Raw genomic sequence first — 21228 nt, forward strand, 5'->3', positions numbered from 1 at the left:
GGCGTGTTGTTGAAGGCGTCGTATCATGCCGTTGAATAAATTTTCATTAGCCCGTTACCAGTTGATACATCAATTGCTATCAACCAAGGAGTTTGTCAGAACGTCCGAAGTCGTCGCCGCCTGCGAAGAACTACTCGGCTTCAGCGTGACGATGAGAACCATACAATTGGATTTACAAGCCATGCGATACGACCAGTTCTTGGGTATTTTCGCCCCGATATCTTATTGTGCCTCACGCAAAGCCTACTATTACCACGACAACACTTACACCTTTCAGTATTCCCGGTTTTCTGTGCATGAAATCGAAGTCGTGGAACGGATAAAGAATCGTTGGAAAGCCGATCTCAGTGAACATGAGCGTTCGTGTTTAAGGAATATACTGCATAAAATGCAACGGATGTAGATAGATTCTGGCCATGAAACCGGCCACGTCAAACCGCTGCGCCAAGGTTTTCCGATGGCGAATTAAAATTTCGCTATCCCCACTTACCTTTACGAGGCGTTTACTAATTAACCAACAAATTTTAATCTACCTGGATGCGATGATCTACCAGACACTCCGCGCGCTCGTTGAGCAACTGAACGACTTTTTACGTGTTACCTTCACGTTATCCACGGATATCGTGCAGCTTGCCCCTATCCAAGTTGAGGCAGATAACGCGGATAACCGCGTAAGCGTAAGCATCGTGGGGCTGGAACGAGAAACCGCCGCTGGCATTCGTTTTGAACGACAAGCGGCAGGCAATAGCCAATTGGGCACTGCGCCCAAATGGTTAGTTAACGCGCATATTCTATTTGCGGTCCTATTCAAGGAAAAGCAATACGGCGAAGCTGTGCGGGTGTTGTCAGCGATCTTGCTTTTTCTGCAACGTCATACCTCTTTTGTGGTGCCCGAATCGGGAGCTCGATACGCCATTGAACCGGTCAATTTATCGTATGCTGACCAAGCGAGCCTTTGGGGTATGCTGGGCGTATCCTACCAACCGTCCGTGTTGGCACGCATTCGACTATTAACCATCGAAAGCGGCGAAATTGTGAATATTTCAGCAAGTGTCGAAGGACACGACACTGCAACCAAGGCCGGCGGAGGTGGCGCTGGAAGTACCGAGCCATGACGCACTACGAAATTACGCACACCATCGGTGTGCAACACCCCTACTTCGATACGGCAAACTTCCGGTTCGACTTGCTACCCACCGGCAATACCGCAGAGATACTCACGAAATACCGGTTACTGGTGAAAGCGCAGGGAAACAACCTGTGGGTGGTCATCCGCGAAGCCGATGGCCGACAAACTGTGCCAGCCGGATTGGATATTTCATTTCAATTGTCGCCCGCTTTTCCAGACCAATATTTCGTCATGGGCGATGGCGCGAGCGTGGCAGCGCCTTACCCTACCAACCTGTCTATTCATCGGAAAGGTGGTGTATGGGCTATACTCACCTGCCCAGCGGCGCCCGAAGGTGATTTACCATGCTCCATTACCGTTCAGTTAGAACCGGTTTGCCGCTTTTGGGAATTCCTGGTGTTTCCCAAAAATACAGCGGAAAATAGCCAAGCACGCTTTCTCGTGAAGGAAGCACGCGATGCCATCCGCTTCACAGAAGGCGAATGGGTTGACGTTAAAGGGGTCAATCGAAAAGCATGGCGTGTGCAAACAGCCGATGCATTGCCGTTGAAGCAGATGTATCCCTTCCGGGTGGGCCTATGGGAAGAGGTAGACGGGATGGAGCGCTTCTGCCGTCACTTGACGCTGCCTTCACCGACATCGCACTCTGTATTGAAGCGCGATACCGTTTCGAGCTATTGTTATTGTTAACTAATGTTTAATGATTGATATATGTCTACAATGAAAACTCCCGGGGTATATGTGGTCGAAAAGAGCGCATTCCCCAATTCGGTGGTCGAAGTGGCCACGGCGATACCTGCATTTGTCGGGTATACAGAAAAAGCAGCCAACGGAAACAAGACGTTGCTGAATAAGCCTACCCGGATTGCGTCAATGGCAGAATTCCAAGCGTTTTTCGGCGGCCCCTCCATGGCGGAGTTCAACTTGGAAGAGGCAGCGCAGGGTACGACGCCCGACCTGACCACGGGCGGCAAAGGATACCGGTTGACCCAAACCAAAAAGTACACCCTGTATTACAACATGGTGCTGTTTTTTGCCAACGGCGGTGGACAATGCTACATCGTGTCGGTGGGCGATTACCAAACCGACCTGAAAAAAGACAACTTCCAAAATGGCATTAATGCCCTAATTAGCGAGCCGGAGCCAACCATGGTTGTTGTGCCCGAAGGGGTAAACCTTCCTGCAGCGGATTGCTTCGATATCCAAAACGCGGTATTGAACCACTGTGGTTACGACATGCGCTCACGGTTTGCCATCCTCGACGTGCCGCAGGCAGAAGCGGAAGAAGAAGCGGTGAAACGCTTCCGTGAGGGTGTTACCAGCGATTTCCTCGATTTCGGGGCGGCATACTACCCGTGGTTGAACACCAGCATTGTGCAAGACGGCGACCTGTCGTTCCGCAACCTGGCAAACCCGGCGGCATTGCGTACGCTGCTGGAGGCTGAGATGCCGGAGGCGCGCCAATCGGACGAACTGAAGGCCATTTTTGACGTTATCCAAACGAAAGGTGCTGCAAAAGCAGGTAAGGCAGAGGCCAAAGAAGGCAAAGCGGAGGCTGATAAAGCCGAGACAGAGCCGGTAGCGCAGGGTACCCTGCCCGCAGTTACAGCACATAAAATCTTGTTCCAGGTGAGCAACGTGTATCAGGATGTGCTGCGATCAATGAAAAACCACCTGAACCTGCTCCCCCCTTCGGCTGCTATAGCCGGCGTGTACACACTGGTGGATAACACCAAAGGCGTATGGAAAGCACCGGCAAATGTGGGCGTGGTGGGCGTAACCAGTCCGACCGTCAATATTTCGCACGCGAAACAGGAAGACCTCAACGTACCGCTTAGCGGCAAAGCAATCAATGCCATCCGGGCATTCGTGGGTGAGGGAATCAAGGTATGGGGCGCGCGGACGCTCGACGGAAACTCGCTCGATTGGCGATACATCAACGTGCGGCGCACCGTCATCATGCTCGAAGAATCCATCAAGAACGCCGCACGGGCATACGTATTTGAAGCCAATAATGCCAGTACGTGGGTAAGTGTAAGAAGCATGATTGCCAGTTTCCTCACCGGCATATGGAAGCGGGGTGGCCTGATGGGCGCATCGCCCGAGGAAGCCTTCAACGTGAGTGTGGGGCTGGGCGAAACCATGACACCCAACGATGTGCTCGAAGGAATCATGCGCATCACGGTCAATATCGCAGTGGTACGGCCGGCTGAATTTATCGAAATCACCTTCCAGCAACAGCTGCAGGAGGGGTAGATAGTCAATAGCTTTTTATTATAGCATTTTTAACACTGAGAAAAACATATTATGGCAGGAGAAGCACAAGACAACGTATGGCCGTTGCCGAAATTTTATTTCCAAGTGAAAATAGCGGATCAGGAAGTATCTTTCCAGGAAGTATCCGGTTTGGACATTGAAGCCCAGGTTATCGAATACCGCCATGGCAACAGCAAGGAATTTTCAACCATCAAGATGCCAGGCATCAAGAAATCGAGTAATGTGACGCTCAAGAAAGGAGTATTCAAGGGCGATAACACCTTCTGGGATTGGTTCAATGCCATTAAGATGAATACCATCGAACGCAAGACCGTCGTCATCAATCTGCTCGATGAAGAAGGCAACCCCACGATGAGCTGGACCCTCAACAATGCATGGCCAACTAAAGTGACGGGCACCGACCTGAAATCGGACGGCAATGAAGTGGCCGTGGAAACTCTGGAAGTAGCTCACGAAGGCATTACCATCGCAAACGGATAGGACCATGGCGGTAGGCGACCCTTGGGCGCTGCCCGTGGCTTTCTATTTCCATGTGGAATTCCAAAACGGACCGGTTACCGAATCCATTCCATTCCAATCGGTAACCGGTTTGGAAATGGAACTGGATGTGGATACGTGGCACGAGGGCGGCGCCAATGAGTTGGCCTATCACCTTCCTAAAAGCGTGAAAGCCGGCCGCTTGACCTTACGACGTGCGGTGTTGCCGAGAAAGTCCGGTGAGACCGGTGCTTCCTTGGTCGACTGGGTGGCGAAGGTCATTAACGGCGACCGTAGTGAACGTATTCAGACCAGCGACGTACTGGTGCATCTGCTCGACGAAACAGGACAAACACTGCACCTCTGGCGCTGCCTGAATGCTTATCCGGTGAAATGGAGCACCGATAAACTGGATGCCCAAAAAAATGAGCTGGCCATAAGCGAATTGGTATTGGCGTATAGTATGATTAAACAGGAGAAATAGGTATGCCCATTATCATTAAAGAAATTGTGGTAAAAACAACGGTGGAGCGTAAACAGACCTCGTCCGAGACGTCAACCGAGTGGATGAAACAAATACGGGAAGCGGTGGCGAAAGAGCTATCGCGACAGCGGTTGAAACACGAAAAATGGAGATGGGAGCGATGATATGGGTGAGTTGACCAAATTGGCTGTGGAAGCGTTTGCCGACCAGCTGTATAAGAAACCAACGGGAAAATCGTTTTCCGTGCAGGTAAACCCCAACCAGATCGACCTGAAAAAGGGGCTGAAGATGGAAGAGGCCAACCCGATCAATGTGCAGCAACAGTCGATGGGCTACCTGAGCCATGTAGCAGAAACGCTATCGTTTGATACCATCATAGACGCTACCGGAGCTGTTCCAGGGGCACGGGATATCCAACAAGAAATCCGGCGCATCGAGGAAGTCATCTATTTAATCAACGGCGAAATCCACCAGCCCAATTTCCTGGTGGTGAGTTGGGGAACGTTTGTGTTTAAAGGTATGCTCGACTCGCTCGGGTATCAATACACCTTGTTCGCTCCAGATGGGAATCCGTTGCGGGTGAAGGTGAGCTTTTCCTTCAAGGCCGTGGCCGATCCAAAAGAAGCCGCAAAAAAGGCCGGGCTGGAATCGCCCGACCTGTCCAGGGTGGTCGAACTCAAAACGGGCGAAACCATCGCCTCATGGTGCCAGGAAATCTACGGGGACATGTCGTACAGCATGGATGTGGCGGCAGTTAACGGCCTCCCAAGCATACGGCATGTCGAACCGGGCACAAGGGTGCTCTTTCCCCCATTGGTACGCTGATGGCTCGTTCTCCGGCATATAACAAGGATGGCGTATTGCGCGTTACCGTGTATGTTGAAGGTGAACCGATGCCCGCAGATTACCAGTTGGTGGCATTGGATGTTCATAACGCAGTCAATCGGATAGGAAAAGCAGCGCTGGTATTGCATGTGCGCGATACCGAATGGGGGCAGATTTCCGTGGCAGACGGGCCTGTGTTCGAGCCGGGGAAGGCGATAGCCGTTTCCGCGGGGTACGGCGACGACGAGGATTCGATTTTTGAAGGGATGGTTACGGCCCTCCAATTGAATGTAGACGGTACCGAAGGCATCAAGCTCGCCGTGGAATGCCGTGACCTTGCTTACCCAATGACGCAGGGTAACCGGCAGGATTGCTACGAAGACATGTCTGACGGCGATATTATTGAACAGGTCATCGGCAACTACAAACTCGAGGCCAACGTGGCGTCTGGCACTGTCGTCCACGAGCGGGTGGTTCAGTATTTCCAGAACGACTGGGATTTTATTCGCCGCTGCGCAGATGCACAGGGCTGGGTGCTGATTACCAACGGAACGTCCATTTCCGTTAAGCCTCCCGACGTAGCGGGTGCGCCGGCGCTGGTGGTAACCTATGGCGTGGATATGGTAGCTTTCGATGCCGAGTGGACGGCAATGGACCAGTCAGCGGATGTGGTGGTAAGGGCTTGGGACCCGGTCAACCAATCGGTGTTGAGCGTCTCGGCCGAATCGGCGACGTTGAACGACCAGGGAGATATGGATATCGCCAAGTTGGAGGCTGTTGCCGGTCAGGCGGTTCATACCGTTGCGGCGCAGGTGGCTGATGAGCAGCGGATGCAACAAGAAGCCGACGCCCGGAAGCTGCGTCAGGGACTTGCCCGCATCCGGGGTACATGCACCTTTGTCGGTTCGGCACACATCCAACCGGGGCAGCTGTTAGAACTGGCAGGTATGGGCATGAAATTCAATGGCAACGGGTACGTGGGCGGCGTGTGGCATACGGTAAACAACGATGGATGGCTTACACAGGTAACGTTGGGACTCCCGCAGGATGAGAACGTGGCTAGCGGCCGATTTTCGATGTCCGATATGGAGGGAGTTGCCGGATTACATGTCGGCGTGGTGGTTAAGCTAGTCGACGACCCGAAAAATGAATTCCGGGTAGCCATCCAGTTGCCGATGATCGACCAACCGGCAAAACAGGTGTGGGCGCGGCTGGCCGGAAGCTGGGCAGGAAATGGTTACGGAGCATTGAACGTACCCGATGTGGGTGACGAAGTGGTGGTGGGCTTCCAGCATGGCGACCCATCACACCCCATTATACTGGGGAGCTTGTATAGTAGCAAGCGCGTGCGCCCCGAAGAGCTAAAGCAGGAAAATGACATCCACGGCATCAAAACCAAGTCGGGCATCACGGTTACGCTAGATGACGACCAGTGTGCCGTTAATGTAGCTACCCCCGGAGGAATTACCATCCGGGCAAGTGATAAAGATAAATCGGTGTCGGTTGCCGACATGAACGGCAATAAACTTTCGCTCTCCGATGGCGGCATCCGGTTGGATGCGCAAAAAGATATCCAGATTGCCACGAAAGGAAACATCACGATGGAAGCACAAGGACAATTGCAGCTGAAAGGAACCGCTGGCGCTGCCCTTTCCGGTTCCAATGTAGCGATAAAGGCAGATACATCAGCTACGGTAAAAGGGAACGCCAGCGCTGAACTATCCGCAGCGGGGCAGACCGTGGTAAAGGGAGCGATGGTTATGATCAATTAATATGGCGTTAGCAGCACGTATAACGGATATGCACAGTTGCCCGATGGTGACACCGGGTGTACCGCCCGTACCGCATGTCGGCGGGCCCATTGTGGGCCCCGGTGTACCGACGGTATTAATTGGCAACCTTCCGGCGGCCGTTGTTGGCGATATGTGTACCTGTGTGGGCCCACCCGATACGATCGTGAAAGGATCGGCTACCGTCATGATCGGCGGCCGGCCAGCGGTCCGGCAGGGCGACACGTGTGCCCATGGGGGTGCCGTTATTGTGGGGCTACCCACCGTCATCATAGGAGGTTAGTAATGGAAGATAAAAAGCCATATCTGGGAAGCGGATGGGCCTTCCCCCCACGATTTATCCACAACCGGTGGGAAACGGGCGTGGAAATGGTGTCCGGCGAAGCCGACATCCGGCAGAGCTTACATATCCTGTTTGCCACACCGGTGGGGCAGCGGGTATACCGGTGGGAATACGGCCATGTACTGGACCGATGGGTGTTCCATGGCATGGATCTGACAACGCGATCGCTGATGGAAGACAGCATCCGGCAAGCCGTGTTGAACCACGAGCCCCGGATTACATTGGAAGAGGTCGTCATCGCCTTACTAGACGAGGCGGAAAACCACGTCTCCATTGCGCTGCATTACGTGGTAAAAAAAACCAACAGCCGAAGCAATTTCGTATTTCCATTTTACTTGAAAGAAAGAACGATTAAGTGAGCAACGGAAATTATCAGGGATCTCGACAACAGGATAGGCAGGCCTGGGAAGCGCTTATCGGTTTATTTCAACCGGTACAGGCAGACGAACGGGCGCTGCTCGACCGGCTGTTGGCGTTTGCCTCATTCCTGAAATACACCGACCACGATACCCAACAGCAGCAACCCGTATATTTCGACCAATTGCTGGATGGTTTACGGAAACTTGCCGCGGACGATGCCCTGAGCGACTTTTCGCCAAACGGCAATATGGAGCCCTCGCAGGCGCTTATCTATGCCACGCTGCAACGTTTACACAGCTTACTCAACAATTTCAACGGGCGCTGGAGCGCATTCCCCGCTTGGTATGCGGACCGCGTACTGCATGTGAACACATTGCCCGCAACACCGGACCATACGTATGTCCAATTCATCAAACAAGTACCGGGTCCGCTGGTCGTTCCGAAGGAAACCCGGATAACCGGTTCAAGCCGTAAGCACGGGGGGGTGGCATTCCACACCCTAGAGCCAACGCAGTTGAGCGACATCGCGTTGAAGCGGATGTTCAAGGTGTATTTGAACAGCGAGCGAAACGTCTTTCCGGCCAATGTACTTAAAGCACCCACAGCTTTGATGGTGGCCGATCTGACACATCGTAATGCGGAATCTTCGACATACGGTAAAACAGCTACCGTCGAAGTGAAGCATCCCGTGGGTCTGCAGGTGGAATCGCCGGCATTGCTACTGCGTGAAGGATTGCGCCATGTTGATATGACCTTCGAGTCGGAAAAAGTCGTGGGCAATCGAAACCCTTGGGGACATGACGGTTGGCTGATGCACGTGCTCACCAAAAATATGGGTTCGGACAACGAACGCAACGCGCTGGCAAGAAAACTGGACCTAGAAAAGGTTTTTGGCTATATTTTCTACCTCGAGATCAGCACCGCCGACGGGTGGACACCGGTGGCGACTTACGTCTTGGAGCGCCACCCTGACCAGCTAGCGTTTGTTATCAAATTTGACCTTCCGGAGGATTTCTCGGAGACGATACCGTGTACGCACGAATTACATGGGCAAGACACCCATCATCCGGCACTGAAAATTTTGCTTAACCGAAACGCATGGCTATATCCATTGATCTGGTTGGAACAGTTCCACCTGGCCAAGATTACCATCCAAACCCGGGTAGAAGGCATCACCAACCTGCAGCTGTATAATGAGCTCGGCCGGGTGGATAATGCCGTATCTTTCTCACCCTTTGGGCTAACCAACGAAAAGGGCGCCTGGTTTGCCGTTGGCAACTACGAGATGGCTGTGAAGAATACACAAGCTATCGGCTTGTCCATCACGTGGCAGCAGTTGCCCACCGATAGCGGGGGGCTATCCGCATATTATAAAGGGTACAAATTACCCATAGACAACCTTTCCTTCCAACTGCAAGCCCGATACCTGGCGGATTACCGCTGGCGGACCATCCCTACACAACACCCGATTTACCTGTTTATGGGCACTGACAAAACCGGGCGTCCCACGCCACTTCCCACCGGCCGGTTGGCGACAGAAACGCACCTGAACGGCATACCGGTAGCCGATATGCTGCCCGTGGAGGTGCCCGAAAGTGAATACCACTATGGTACACGATCCAAGCGGGGGTTTATCAGTTTTGTGCTCGATAAACCCGACATGGGATTCGGAAACCGGCGATACCGCCAGCTGTTTACTGAAAACATGATTAAAAACGTGGCGAAGCGAAAGAAAGTGGATGCACTCAATCCCCCCATTTCGCCGCTGGTAGAGCGCATGCTGTTATCCTACACGGCAAAAGATGAAATCAACCTGTCGCACGCGGGATCGGCGGGTAAAGGGGTGCTGCGGCACATCTATCCTTTCGGCGCCAAACAGGTGTTTCCACGCAAAGACAACGAACCTGTTGCCTTTGTATACAATGTGCCCAACGCATTTAACCTCATGTTGGAAATAGACCACGTGCGGGCACACTCCGAACTCCAGCTGTTTATCGATCTCGTGCCCGAACAGAAGAACGTCGGTTTGCTGGAACTGCCCGAGGTGGCCTGGTACTGGGGGAATGGTTACCACTGGGAACCGTTGCCAATCGGTGTAGTACGTACCAATACCACACGCAACTTCCTGGTCAACGGGTTGGTCGTGCTTCGTTTTGAAGATATTCCCGACGAGCGGGTACGCGATGACCAGGGGCGGGTATGGCTATGTGTCTCCGTGGTTAAGAATCCGCAAAGCATGCCGTTGTTGAAACGGATTGTATCGAATGTAACGTTGGTACGGCGTGATTCGTCGGCGATGGATACGACATTGCCCGACGGTTTCCAGCTAACGAACTGCCGCGTGCCCGGTATTTCCGGTGTACGGCAGGTGGTCCCCTTTTTCGGACGTACCGATAGGGAAACCGACAGCGATAAGCTAACGCGGGTTGCCGAACATATTGCGCATCGGGGAAAAGCAGTGACACCCCGTGATTTCGAACGGTTGGTACTACAGCATTTTGCAGACATTGCAGCGGTGTGTTGCCTCGATAGTTACGACATCACGGCCAATGATGGCAACGGTGCCACCCGGCCCGGGGTAATCACCCTGGTCGTGTTTCCAAAACGGTATAGCGCAACCACGGGCACCTATCCCTATTGTGTGGCTAACCGGCTGTTGGACATTTACCAACTCTTGGTCCCGCGCATGCCGCAAGGAGTAGTAAGGGTTGACGTGATTAATCCGGTATACGAGGAAATCATCGTGCGGGCACGGGTGGTAGTTACGCCCGGCGCCGACGAGGCACTGGTACATGAGGAAATCAAGAAACAGATCAATGCCGTTATCGCACCCTGGAAGGAAACCGACCAGGTTCCAGACCTGGGGCACACGTTTCGGCTTAGCCAACTGGACGCCGCCATGCGTATCGCCTATGTGAAAGACATCGTATTTACCGTGTTCCAGCTGATTCGCGGAGGCACGAGCGACTACCGCCTCAAACGGTACGATAAACCAACGCAGGAGGTACGGCCATCCATGCGCCATGCCGTGCTTACCACCGCGCAGCGGCACGTAATCGGCCATGAATTGAATCCGCATTTTGGTATTGACGAAATGAGTATTGACCACAATTTTGTAATCTATGGCGAGGAGGAATAGAGCGACACTCAAAGACTACTTCAAGCACGGACGCCGGCCCACCGAACGCGCATTCGAAGACCTGATCGATTCGAGTCTGAACACCCTCGACGACGGTTTTTTCGCGCATTCGCCGGAAATCGGTATCGGCTTGGCGCCGCAGACCGAACACGGCGTGGTGATTTCTACGTATGCCAAACCCGGTGACGACCACCCCATTTGGGAGATCGCCGTGAGCCGCGAAAACCACGACCTGTTGATACGGCATAAAGAAGGCAATGCCGGCGGTAAAGTGGCCTTAACGCTCAAACATACGGACGATCCCTTGGGAAAGTACAGCAAAGGCGATGTATTCGTACATGGTCAATTGCACGTTAGAGGCACCAAAGGTGCTTTCCTGTCGGGACAGGTGCCAGCCGACGGTCGATGGCATGACATCCTTGATGACGACACCGTGGAAAGCGAAGGCTGTTGGATGTTTCAGGTAGCCGCTGGCTGTGCCCAGCGAGATAAAGGACGGTACGCTTTACTGCATGCACTGGCCATGCATTGCTTCGGCAGTCAACGGAAAATCAGGAAAACCCGATCGCACTTCGGTATTTTCGGCAACCGGCTTGCGATCCGGTGGCTACCCGTTAAAGGCACATTCAAGTGCAGACTGCAGCTGAGAACCTTGTTCCGATACGATGGCGATGAGATGATCACCTACCATATCACCAGTTTGTGGGATAACCCCAGAATGATAAAACCTACGATATTATAGCTGATAACAACGATCATGTCCATCCGTAGAAAGCCGGTTTCCGACCACCCATATACGTTGCTCAACGAACACTTGCTGCACAAGGTACAGGAGTTGGCAGGTCAGCGCTGGACAGATTTCAATGCGCACGACCCGGGGGTGACCATCATGGATGTGTGGGCTTACGGATTGTTTGACCTGCAATACCGATTGGCGCTCGACTTCGGCAGCTTCCTGCCCCACGACGACCAGGGCCGTATCGATTTCGCCAAGCTGGGACTGCACAACGGCGAGGCCCTGTTTGCAGCGAGTGTGGTTACAGCCGCCGACCAGGAACGCCTGGTTGTTGAGCAGATAGCTGGTGTGACCGATTGCCGTATCACCATGGAAAATGGGGGCCATGTGGTGGAAGTCGTTGCCGGCAATGGGCATCAAGCTGGCCAGTTGGAAGCACAAGTGCGCACTTTTTTCCGGCAGAAACGGCTACTGGGACAGTTGATGCGCCATGTTCGCGTGGTTGCATCCATTGAAAGGGACCGCATCACGGTTGCCGACCCAATGGCCGGCTTCACCAGCGGTGCACCGATTGCGGAAACGCACGTCCATTTACCGGAAAAACCGTTTCGCTCGATGCAGTTCGATATGCCCCAGCTGTATGGCTTGGGTGCCGAAGGGATGCCCAACCGGCTGGACAGCCAGCATGAAGCAGCTATCCTCCAGCTGAAAGCGTATATGCTGCTGTCCGACTACCTCTTGTCGAGTGCCGACCAGCAACTCCGTGCCATCCCGGCACTCATCGGAAAAATGCCTTATCAACCGCCAACGTTTACGGCCGATGTGGACATCCCGGAACTCGACCACATCCTTGACGACGATAAACGCCGGCAAGCGGTAGTTTTTGACGATAAGGGCATGAGTGAACAGCGCCTTGCGTTCGCGAAATGGCGTTGCGCCAGCTATGGCGAAGCGGTGGAGCCCACCTTGGCACTGCTGCGGTATGGATACCCCGAAGACCAACTCGCCGACGCGTTCTTCCGTATCACCGAACGACTGCCCTTCTGGCAACAGCGGCGCATGCAAGGGATGGATCTCGATGGCCATACGGTGCTGCCCATCAAGGGCTATTTCAACGCATTGCTCAACCTCGAACCGGATGAGGAACGCCCTCTCGGTGTACGGTTGGAAGGTTTATCTGTACGCCTGCTAGACGATGATGCGTTCGCCAAGCGTTTTAACCTCGACCCCATGCTGGTGGCTGCACCGAAAGGTAGCCGGGTGTTTAAGATAAAGCATATTGCACTTCCCGACGAACGGTGGTCCGAACAGGAATGTGCCAAATACGTGGGGCTCATCAAACAGGGCTTTTTGTTTGAATCGTACCTGCAAGCGGGCACCGAATTGGAGCATTACCGCCTTATTGAACACAACGGGCGCTACACCTTGTGTTTGGTGCTGGCATCGCAAAAACAATGGGTAGGCATCATGGAATCACCATCGGGATCCCGGATGGTGGAACTGGCCAATGCCCTGCAACGTTACCTTCGCTATTTCCAGAGCCGATATTACGCGTGTTACGTCATCGAGCACACCTTGTTGCTCAACGAGCGTGGCTTACCCCCGGAAGACCAACTGACCATTTCGGTCGCGCTGCCCGCAGCATGGCAGGGCATACAGGGAAAAGCGTGGCTGGAGAACTGGTGGAAACAACGCCTCCCCGCGCATATGCTTGTCCGTTTCACATGGCTGTCCGTGAAACAGATGGAGGCGATGGATGTGGAATATTTCCGGTGGAAGGAAGGCTGGCGGACGAGCCAGGTAGCTGCCGTGATACAAGGTTCAACGCTATTGAGGAGGTACCTATGAACCAAGTGGATGTACTGCGCATAGCGATGAAAACCGACGATCCGGCGTTTGGCCAACTCTTCAACCACCGCTGCGACCAACTGATTGGGGAACTGCTGCCGGAGATTATCGACGAGGAGCTTCGGATCTATCAGGAAGCGGGAATCGTGGTACATGTACCTTCGCTGACCGTAGATGTAGGTACGCTGACCGACATGGAGTTTCAGCGGGAATACCCGCATCGCTTCCGCGAGGCACTGCGCCAAGCACTGGCGTCGTTGTTCGACACGCCTCATGGCCATGTTTCGCTGGAACAGCGCACCGAACACGCGGATTGGTTTGAAGGATGGTGTACCTTCCTGATGACCGGGCGCCTGCCCTGGCACTTGGCATCGCGCGTACGCGACATCAATGAAATGTTCCGCCACGTGCTGACGCACCATGCGTTGGCGTTCAAAGATTTTTTGGTGCGGATGGGGCACGTCTCTTCGTTGCGGCAACGGTTGGCCGCGCAGTTTACGGACGACCAGCTGCTAGACAGCGTGGCATTGATCCATCCCACGGCACGCGACTTCTTACGGCAATACGTCAAGACCCTGACGAAGACACACCAAGAAAAGCCGGCAACAGCGGTAACTGGTGAGGCATTCCGGATAGCGGCTTGGCAGGTGATCCTCGCTTATGTACTTACCGACCGGCGCTCGTATTTCGATAAGAAAAGCTTTCTGAAATGGACTATAGCCCGGCTTGCGGGGCAATACAATACCAATTATGCAGCGCTGGTCGATGAGCTGACCGTCGACATCGGCCGTTTCAGTCACGTGGGCAGTATTTCCGCCGAGCTTGTATCGTTGCTTGGAGCGATACGTGCCGAAGCCGTAGCCACACCGGGACCCGCCGACTACCCGCACCGGGCCATGTTGCTCCGCATGCTGGCCACGGCGGAATCCACTAGGCATTTTATCCGGGGTATGGCCGAACCGGATGTTCATTCGCTGGTGCATATGGTCATGGAGACGCCGCCGGAGGCGTCGTTCGTCATCGATTACGCCACGCTGTTGGACAAACAGCGCAGTGCCATCATAGGTCGCCGCGCAGGTGCTGCATTCAGGCTGCTGAAATGGGAAATTATTTTCCCACTGCTCACACCCTACGCCATGGGGGGATTCAACCACCGTTATTTCGTCCACGACGTGTTATCGGGTATTTCGGCCCGGTATAACCTCGATGTACAGGTGGTTGTGCAGTGGTTGCACGGTACAATGGGCAATGTTGATGCAAACGTACGGCTTAAGCAAGTATTGGACGAGTGGGTGGGTACATTTTCGGCCTCATCGGGTGTAATACAGCCAGGAGGCACAGCTGATAGCCTGTTGGTTGACAACCCCTCCCATTGGAATCGAATATTCGGCAATATCCATCGCCTGCGCCACCTAGCGCAGGATTTCACCGAAGAACAACACCACCGCTTGGTTACGCTGATGTACCCCAACCACGCCACCTTCTTGATGGCGTATGCCGATCGGTTGGCTGCGCTAGGGCAGCATCGCGCCGGTGCACTGATTGGCGATACGGACTTCCGTGCGGTAAAATGGATTTTCATTTACCAAACGATGTTGGAAACCCAGCACCAGGTGTTCAACAAGAAAGCAATCGTGTGGCGTATCATCCGCGGTTTGGCCGCACATTACCACATCGCTTTCGAAACGCTCGTAAGCGCGCTGTACGAAGGGTTGGATAGTGTTCGATCCCGGGTGCCTTTCGACTTGTTTGCCGCCATCTCAGCGATTCACGGCGAACAGCACTCCATAGCGAACCAACGCATGGCGCGGCAGCGGATGTACGAACGATTTGCAAAGGTGTACGGCACGGCCGAAGCAGCCCTACTCCGCACCGCCCTCAACCGGCGCGGTGCTGCGATCGACGGTTTGCCCTATGCGTTGTTGGAGGAACTGATCGCCGCAGAGCTTACGGTATATCGTCGCCTAAAGACGATTGCAGGGCTGTCGTACGACCGTGCAAAGTGGGTGCAGTTATTGGCAAATATCATCCGCCATCCCCATCTTTACAATCAGCAAACCGCCTTATGGGAGTGGATCGCCATGCTGTGGAAAGCCGCAGTAGCGAAACGGCAGAGCCAAGAGCTGTTGCAGGCCCTCTTGGAACTATCCAGCACTATACCCCTCTTGGCCGGTGTGGCCAACAGGATGCCATTGGACGCAACGGGCCTATCTACCGATGCCCTGGAGAAATCCGTGGCGCTGGCCATGGCAGATCAAGCGGGCGAGCCCACCTTCGTAGATAATGCAGGCCTGGTGATCTTAGCTCCGTTCCTGCCGAAATTGTTCGCCCAAGCGGGCTACCTCGAAAACGGTGGCGGCGGTTTCATCGATCGCGACCATCAAGTACGGGCCATCTTCTTGATGCAGTACCTGGTGTACGGCATCCGGCCATTCCCCGAATACGCGGCATCGCTGGATAAATTGCTGTGTGGTTTCCAAACCGGCATACCAATCCCCCGGCATATCGACCTGTCCGAAAAGGAAACGGCGTTGGCCGACGGGCTGCTGGCGGCGGTGTTGCAGCACTGGAAAAAATTGAATACTTCTACGGTCGAAGCGTTGCGGCAAGCGTTCCTGCAGCGAGGCGGTCGACTAACAGCGGATAACGAGGACAAACGGAATCTGCACGTCGAAGGAAAAGCCTACGACATGCTTTTGGATTCGTTGCCCTGGGATTTCAGTGTCATCCGTTTTCGATGGATGAAACAAGGGCTTTGGGTTAAATGGCGCTAGTATGAAGACAACAGCTAACGAACGGGACAAAACCATACCTATAGACCCCGAGCCATCGTCGGACCGGCAAGCGGACATGGCAACGCTGTTGGCCGACCATGGACAAGGCATTTTCCAGCGGGAACGAATTCCGGAACAACGAAACGAACAGGGTTTGCAGTCGGCCTCCATCGATGAGCAAGCGTTATTGAAAGACGGTGATGGCCTTTTCGGCTCGGTTGCCAAACAAGTGCTGTGGAAGTATTTCAGCGAGTTTGGACTGACGGCTATCCTCGCTTATTCCGATCGCCGGGCGCTGGATATGCTGCGATCTTTCGAATCCTACCGCATGGCGGTCGACAAGCTGACCGGATTTACCAATGCCTTGTCTACAGCGGTGACAATCTGGGACAGCTTACCCGCCCCTGTACGCACCGGGGTATTGTTCATCACCGGCAAAGTGATGTATGCGCTTCCCAGCAGTGCATTTTCGTATTTCGAAGGCTTGTTGGTAGACGCGGACCGGTCGGTCAAAAATACGATGGTGGTCCAAGCCGTGGATAAACTGAAATGGTTTATCAAAGCGGCCAATAATCCGATTTCCAGTATTTGGCAAGTCGGAAAGGGTTTATATAATTCATGGTGGTCTACGGCCGAGGAAGGCGATGAACCAAAAGCGGAATCGGCTGGTGCAACTGCTGACCAGGCGGACGACAAAGCATCACTAGCCAAGATCGACCTACGGATTATCTGGGTGGAAGTGAAAGGGTTCAAACTGGCCAAAACCACGGAGGAGGGTAAACAACAGCGGGAAGGGGGACTGCATGCCGACTTCGCTTTCGGTATGCGGATGTTCGGCGTGCAAAAAAGCCTCGGTGAAGACGGGCGGCTTACCTTGATATTTCCTTGGTCAGGCGGCGCAATCATGGAACTCGACGAGACCATTAACATCCTGGATAATGTGGCGGTGCCTAAATTGTTTGAAGTCCAGAAGCTGGAGATGACGTTTTTAAGGGCAACCAATGAGGGGGTAGACCACGCCCGCTTTGCCCTGGGCAAATTCGGGGTATTCAGCGATACCATTGCCTTGTCGGGCATGAAGGCTTCGTACGACCGACGAGAGGGCATGACGTTTGCCGGCCAGGCAACGATCAACTTGTTCCGTTGGGCTGCCACGGGACAACTCTCGCTTGAACTGGATCGGGATGGGACTTTTATGCATGGCGCTTTGAAGAATTTCAAAGAATCCACCGGCACGGTCACTGTCGGCGAAGCTTCGTTCGACAAGGGTAAGGGCTTTTTACTCCGCGATGCGGCAATCAATTTCAATAAAGCCATCGGTTTCGATTTAACGGGTTTCATCAACGAGCTGGTCATCAATAACGACCAAGTGGTAGGCGAAGGCGGCTTTAAAGCGAACCAAGCCATCAAACTCGCCGGCGACCACGTCACCCTGAACGATGTAAAGGGCACGGTAAAAGCCGATGGCAAGCACGCCGTGATCGATGCGGAAGCAACGCCCAAGATTGATTTCAAACACGTAGACGCCACGGGTAAGTTCCATATCGGCTATGATACGGAGGCCGGAGAGCCGATAATCGAACTCTCGGGCGGCGAATTTCGTGTAGCGTACGATACGTTCAGTATTTCGGCAAAAGGCATTACATACGATCACAAAAAGCGGCAGTTCGGCATGGAAAAAGCCGATCTCCTCTTGCCATCGGTGGACGTGCAAGGGAGCATATCAAATGTCGTAATCGGCAAGGATGGTGTGCAGTTCACCAATGCTTCGGTAGTAGGGCCCGAGCAACTGAAGATCATTGAAGGGCTGATGTTAAACGGTACGCGATTCGACGTGGAGAAAGCGGGCGACGGGTATACCATCACCGCCCAGGCCAGTGTAGTGGTGGATGTGCAGCATCCCGAAGTGAGTGCCAACGCGGAGAATATTCGGGTAACGTTTGCGGAAAATGACCTCTCTGCATCGGTGGAAAGCCTCCAGCTTCGCACCTCCGTATTCAGCGTCGACGTGAAGAATGCGACGGTTGGTAACGCCGGTTTTTCGGTGGCTGAAGCCGGACTGCGCCTCCACCTGAACGGCGACCGCACGGCCGAAGCGGATGCCGGCAAGCTGATATCGGGGTTCAATTCGGGGATTTTCGACTTCCTTCCGGTCAGTGGCATCGGGTTTACGGTATACGATGTCGGGTTTTCGTCCGAAGGGTTTCGCATCGGCAAATTCGAGCCCGACATACCGCCGCTGTCGTTCAACGCATTGGGCATCAGCGGGTCGGTCGATTTCAAGCAGCTGGAAGCAGCGCTCAAGGGCGAGAAGACGTTTTCGCTCGCCGATTTTGCCGGTGCCCTACCGCTATCGGTTAGCATAGCCTATCCGGTGGTGCCGGGCTTGGAGGTTTACGGGTCGGCAGGTGCCGAAGCGTCGTTGGGACTGGCACTGGGTGTTGCTGCCAAGGGCAAAGATGGCGTGTGGGGTGTAACAGGAGGGGTAGGCATCCATGGCAGGGTGGCTTTGCGGTTGGAGCTGGGTGTACAGGCGGGCAGCCAAGCGCTCATTGCCCTCAGCGCAGGGGCTTTTGCCGAAGGGTCGGCAACGGCAGATGCCCAAGCCGATATATCCGGAGCTGCCCGATGGGACCGGGAACGGAAGTCGTTTGCCAAGGAAGCGCCATTGATGGCCCGATATAAGATCGAAGCGGAGGCGAAGGCCGCCGTAGGGATTGTCATCAAGGCCAAAGCCCTTTACTTTTTTGAGAAAAAGCTGTACGAATTTACAGCAGCAGAATGGGTGCTGGGCCATTACCGGATGGACGGACAGCTGGGCGAGAAAAGCCTGGAAGATGATAAGCTGGTGAGCTCGATGGCCGAGAAGCCCATGTTGGATACCAGCAGCGCAACAAAGGTGCCCATCGTGACCAAGGAGGGGCAGGATGTAGATGTCATGCTACGGTCAGACCGCTACATTTACGGAAGCGGTGACGAGCGGAGGGCGTTATTGAGCGAAGAACGGGCCATCAAGGCGGCACGGCTGAGGGAAATGGAAGAGCAGCGTGTGAAAGCGGACCAGCGTTTTGAAAAACTGAGGAAGCAATACATCACGACGATGGACAAGAAACTGGCGTATTTTATGCGGCCCGAAAACCTGGAAGCGCCGGATATCAACGAGCGGATGGCGGCATTCAATAAGGCCAGCAAGCTGGATAAGCTGTGGGAAAAACTGGAGCAATGCGGGGCCACCCTCGATGAGGTGGAGACTGGCATCGATCGCGTATCCCGGGCGCTGGAAACGCTGGTGGCCCTTAACCCCGATAAACTCCAGGAAGGCATTGCCGATGAGGTTCAGCTGCTAGACGATCAGGAAGAGGCCCTTTGCAACTTGAAAATGCCTGATTTGGACACCCTCGAAACCATGGTCAGCGAGGCGGATGCTGCCGTTCCCGATGCGGGCCCCACTCCTACGGCCCGTGAGGCGCCGCTGATGAGCCTGGAACGATTTATCACCGCGACCACAACGAAGTCTCGTTTTCTGGGACAGGAAACGAAGCGGAAAAAAATAACGCTAATTGACCAAGCGTTGGAACGATACCACGAGCGTCCGGACGATGAGCGGCTGGCCGCGCTGGAGCAGGCCATTGATGGTTACCTGGCCAACAGCAAAAGCGAGCGGGTACCTTTCGTCATTGTATTGCGCAGGCAGGTTAAAGATAAACGCAAAAAACGTAACACATAATGGAAGCGTGGATTAATTTTTTCAGGCAAGTGGTACATGCCGCATTTGCGGATTACTTCGAGCAGGAGCGCACGTTGCCGATTGAAGAAAACTTCGGCATGCCCGAAGAGAGCCCTTTTGCCACCCTATTGGGGAGACCGCTGGATATGGACGAGCACATTCTGCTGTTGCTGGCCCTGATGCCGCACCTTGCCCCCAAAGAGCTCGACCTCTTTTTTGTGCGTAATAAAAACCTGGACCGGCCGTATACTGAATTTGGCGGTTGGAAAGGCATACGGCATACCGGCTTTCTTCCCACCGGCGAAACCGCCGCATTCCTGTTGGGGTATGGTGACGACCCCCGTAAGCGACGGCTATACCGGATGTTGGCCGATGACCACGTATTTGTAACACGCGATGTGCTCGCCCTGGAAGGCCAAGAGCGAGGCGAGCCTTTTTTGAGTGGGCGGCTCGTGGTGTCGGGCTGGTTTTTACAGCAGGTGCTGCAAACCGGGGCGGTGGGAGCCGTAGCGTCGTGGTCGTCAGATTTTCCGGCAGCACCCCTGCGTACGGCCCTTCAATGGGAAGACCTGATCGTTACGCAGCAGCTTAAAAAGAGCCTGGATGATATTTCCGCTTGGCTGGAAAACGGGCACACCATCCGAGCGCGATGGGGATTAGATGCGCTTATTAAACCGGGATACCGCTGCCTTTTTTACGGTCCTCCCGGCACAGGGAAGACCATGGCTGCCACCTTATTGGGCAAGCGGCACAGCATGGAAGTTTACCGCATAGACCTGTCTATGGTGGTGTCGAAATACATCGGTGAGACGGAGAAGAACCTTGCAAAAGTTTTCGATCGCGCGGTAAACCGGCATTGGATCTTGTTTTTTGACGAAGCGGACGCCCTTTTCGGTAAACGGACGGAAACCCAGTCGTCTAACGACCGGTATGCCAACCAAGAGGTTGCTTACCTGCTGCAACGCGTAGAGAGTTTCCCCGGCGTGGTTGTGTTGGCCACCAACTTAAAAGACAACCTCGACCAGGCTTTCCTCCGCCGTTTCCAGCAGGTGCTCCATTTCCCACTACCCGATAGCCGGTTGCGCTACACCTTGTGGCAGCGGATGTTGCCACCGGAGTGGCTGGTGGGACACGATGCTGACTTCCTCCATGAAGTGGCGGAGGTGGAGCTCTCCGGGGGCACAATGGTCAATGTTATTCAACACTGCGCCATCCGCTTGCACGGTATGGAAAAGCCGCAGTTAACCTTGCAGATTCTTAAAGATGGTATCCGCAAGGAAGAAGAAAAGGAAGGTAAATTAGTGGATTTTTAAACGTCG

Annotated in this window: 17 protein-coding genes; all 17 read left to right on the forward strand. The window is 54.1% G+C overall.

Features of this window, described 5'->3' with window-relative positions; genetic code table 11:
- The first annotated feature begins 25 nt into the window (after window positions 1-25).
- Window positions 26-403 (forward strand): hypothetical protein, encoded by a 378-nt coding sequence (locus VNQ80_RS09080; protein WP_325637679.1) that lies wholly within the window; start codon window positions 26-28, stop codon window positions 401-403.
- A gap of 139 nt (window positions 404-542) precedes the next feature.
- Window positions 543-1115, forward strand: a complete 573-nt coding sequence (locus VNQ80_RS09085; RefSeq protein WP_325637682.1) for a DUF4255 domain-containing protein — start codon at window positions 543-545, stop codon at window positions 1113-1115.
- Entirely contained in the window at window positions 1112-1819 is a 708-nt protein-coding gene (locus tag VNQ80_RS09090) for a hypothetical protein (RefSeq protein ID WP_325637684.1), read from the forward strand. The genes VNQ80_RS09085 and VNQ80_RS09090 overlap by 4 nt, the downstream gene beginning before the upstream one ends.
- 21 nt (window positions 1820-1840) lie before the next feature.
- Complete coding sequence (locus tag VNQ80_RS09095; protein WP_325637686.1) at window positions 1841-3385, forward strand: phage tail sheath family protein; 1545 nt, start codon at window positions 1841-1843, stop codon at window positions 3383-3385.
- 51 nt (window positions 3386-3436) lie between these two features.
- A complete protein-coding gene (locus VNQ80_RS09100) occupies window positions 3437-3886 on the forward strand; it encodes a phage tail protein (RefSeq protein WP_325637688.1) in 450 nt (149 codons plus the stop codon).
- 4 nt (window positions 3887-3890) lie between these two features.
- Complete coding sequence (locus VNQ80_RS09105; RefSeq protein ID WP_325637690.1) at window positions 3891-4367, forward strand: phage tail protein; 477 nt, start codon at window positions 3891-3893, stop codon at window positions 4365-4367.
- Between the two features lie 2 nt (window positions 4368-4369).
- Window positions 4370-4531: a DUF5908 family protein gene (locus tag VNQ80_RS09110; protein WP_325637692.1), complete on the forward strand. Its 162-nt coding sequence runs from the start codon at window positions 4370-4372 to the stop codon at window positions 4529-4531.
- A gap of 1 nt (window position 4532) precedes the next feature.
- Entirely contained in the window at window positions 4533-5192 is a 660-nt protein-coding gene (locus VNQ80_RS09115) for a hypothetical protein (protein ID WP_325637694.1), read from the forward strand.
- Window positions 5192-6964, forward strand: a complete 1773-nt coding sequence (vgrG, locus tag VNQ80_RS09120; protein ID WP_325637696.1) for a type VI secretion system tip protein VgrG — start codon at window positions 5192-5194, stop codon at window positions 6962-6964. The genes VNQ80_RS09115 and vgrG overlap by 1 nt, the downstream gene beginning before the upstream one ends.
- 1 nt (window position 6965) lies before the next feature.
- Window positions 6966-7265, forward strand: a complete 300-nt coding sequence (locus VNQ80_RS09125; RefSeq protein ID WP_325637698.1) for a PAAR domain-containing protein — start codon at window positions 6966-6968, stop codon at window positions 7263-7265.
- Between the two features lie 2 nt (window positions 7266-7267).
- Entirely contained in the window at window positions 7268-7684 is a 417-nt protein-coding gene (locus tag VNQ80_RS09130; protein WP_325637701.1) for a GPW/gp25 family protein, read from the forward strand.
- The gene (locus VNQ80_RS09135; RefSeq protein ID WP_325637703.1) at window positions 7681-10824 is read left to right on the forward strand and encodes a hypothetical protein; all 3144 of its coding nucleotides are present in this window, start codon (window positions 7681-7683) and stop codon (window positions 10822-10824) included. The genes VNQ80_RS09130 and VNQ80_RS09135 overlap by 4 nt, the downstream gene beginning before the upstream one ends.
- Window positions 10808-11566, forward strand: a complete 759-nt coding sequence (locus VNQ80_RS09140; RefSeq protein ID WP_325637705.1) for a hypothetical protein — start codon at window positions 10808-10810, stop codon at window positions 11564-11566. Before VNQ80_RS09135 ends, VNQ80_RS09140 begins: the two co-directional genes overlap by 17 nt.
- A 15-nt stretch (window positions 11567-11581) precedes the next feature.
- A complete protein-coding gene (locus VNQ80_RS09145; protein WP_325637707.1) occupies window positions 11582-13408 on the forward strand; it encodes a hypothetical protein in 1827 nt (608 codons plus the stop codon).
- Window positions 13409-13434: 26 nt separating this feature from the next.
- On the forward strand, window positions 13435-16182 hold the full coding sequence (locus VNQ80_RS09150) for a contractile injection system tape measure protein (RefSeq protein ID WP_325638188.1): 2748 nt from the start codon (window positions 13435-13437) through the stop codon (window positions 16180-16182).
- A 1-nt stretch (window position 16183) separates the two neighbouring features.
- Window positions 16184-19909: a hypothetical protein gene (locus VNQ80_RS09155; protein ID WP_325637709.1), complete on the forward strand. Its 3726-nt coding sequence runs from the start codon at window positions 16184-16186 to the stop codon at window positions 19907-19909.
- Window positions 19909-21222 (forward strand): ATP-binding protein, encoded by a 1314-nt coding sequence (locus VNQ80_RS09160; RefSeq protein WP_325637711.1) that lies wholly within the window; start codon window positions 19909-19911, stop codon window positions 21220-21222. Before VNQ80_RS09155 ends, VNQ80_RS09160 begins: the two co-directional genes overlap by 1 nt.
- Window positions 21223-21228: the final 6 nt, after the last annotated feature.

This window comes from Parapedobacter sp. (assembly GCF_035556095.1).
In the GTDB taxonomy this organism is placed as follows: Bacteria; Bacteroidota; Bacteroidia; order Sphingobacteriales; family Sphingobacteriaceae; genus Parapedobacter.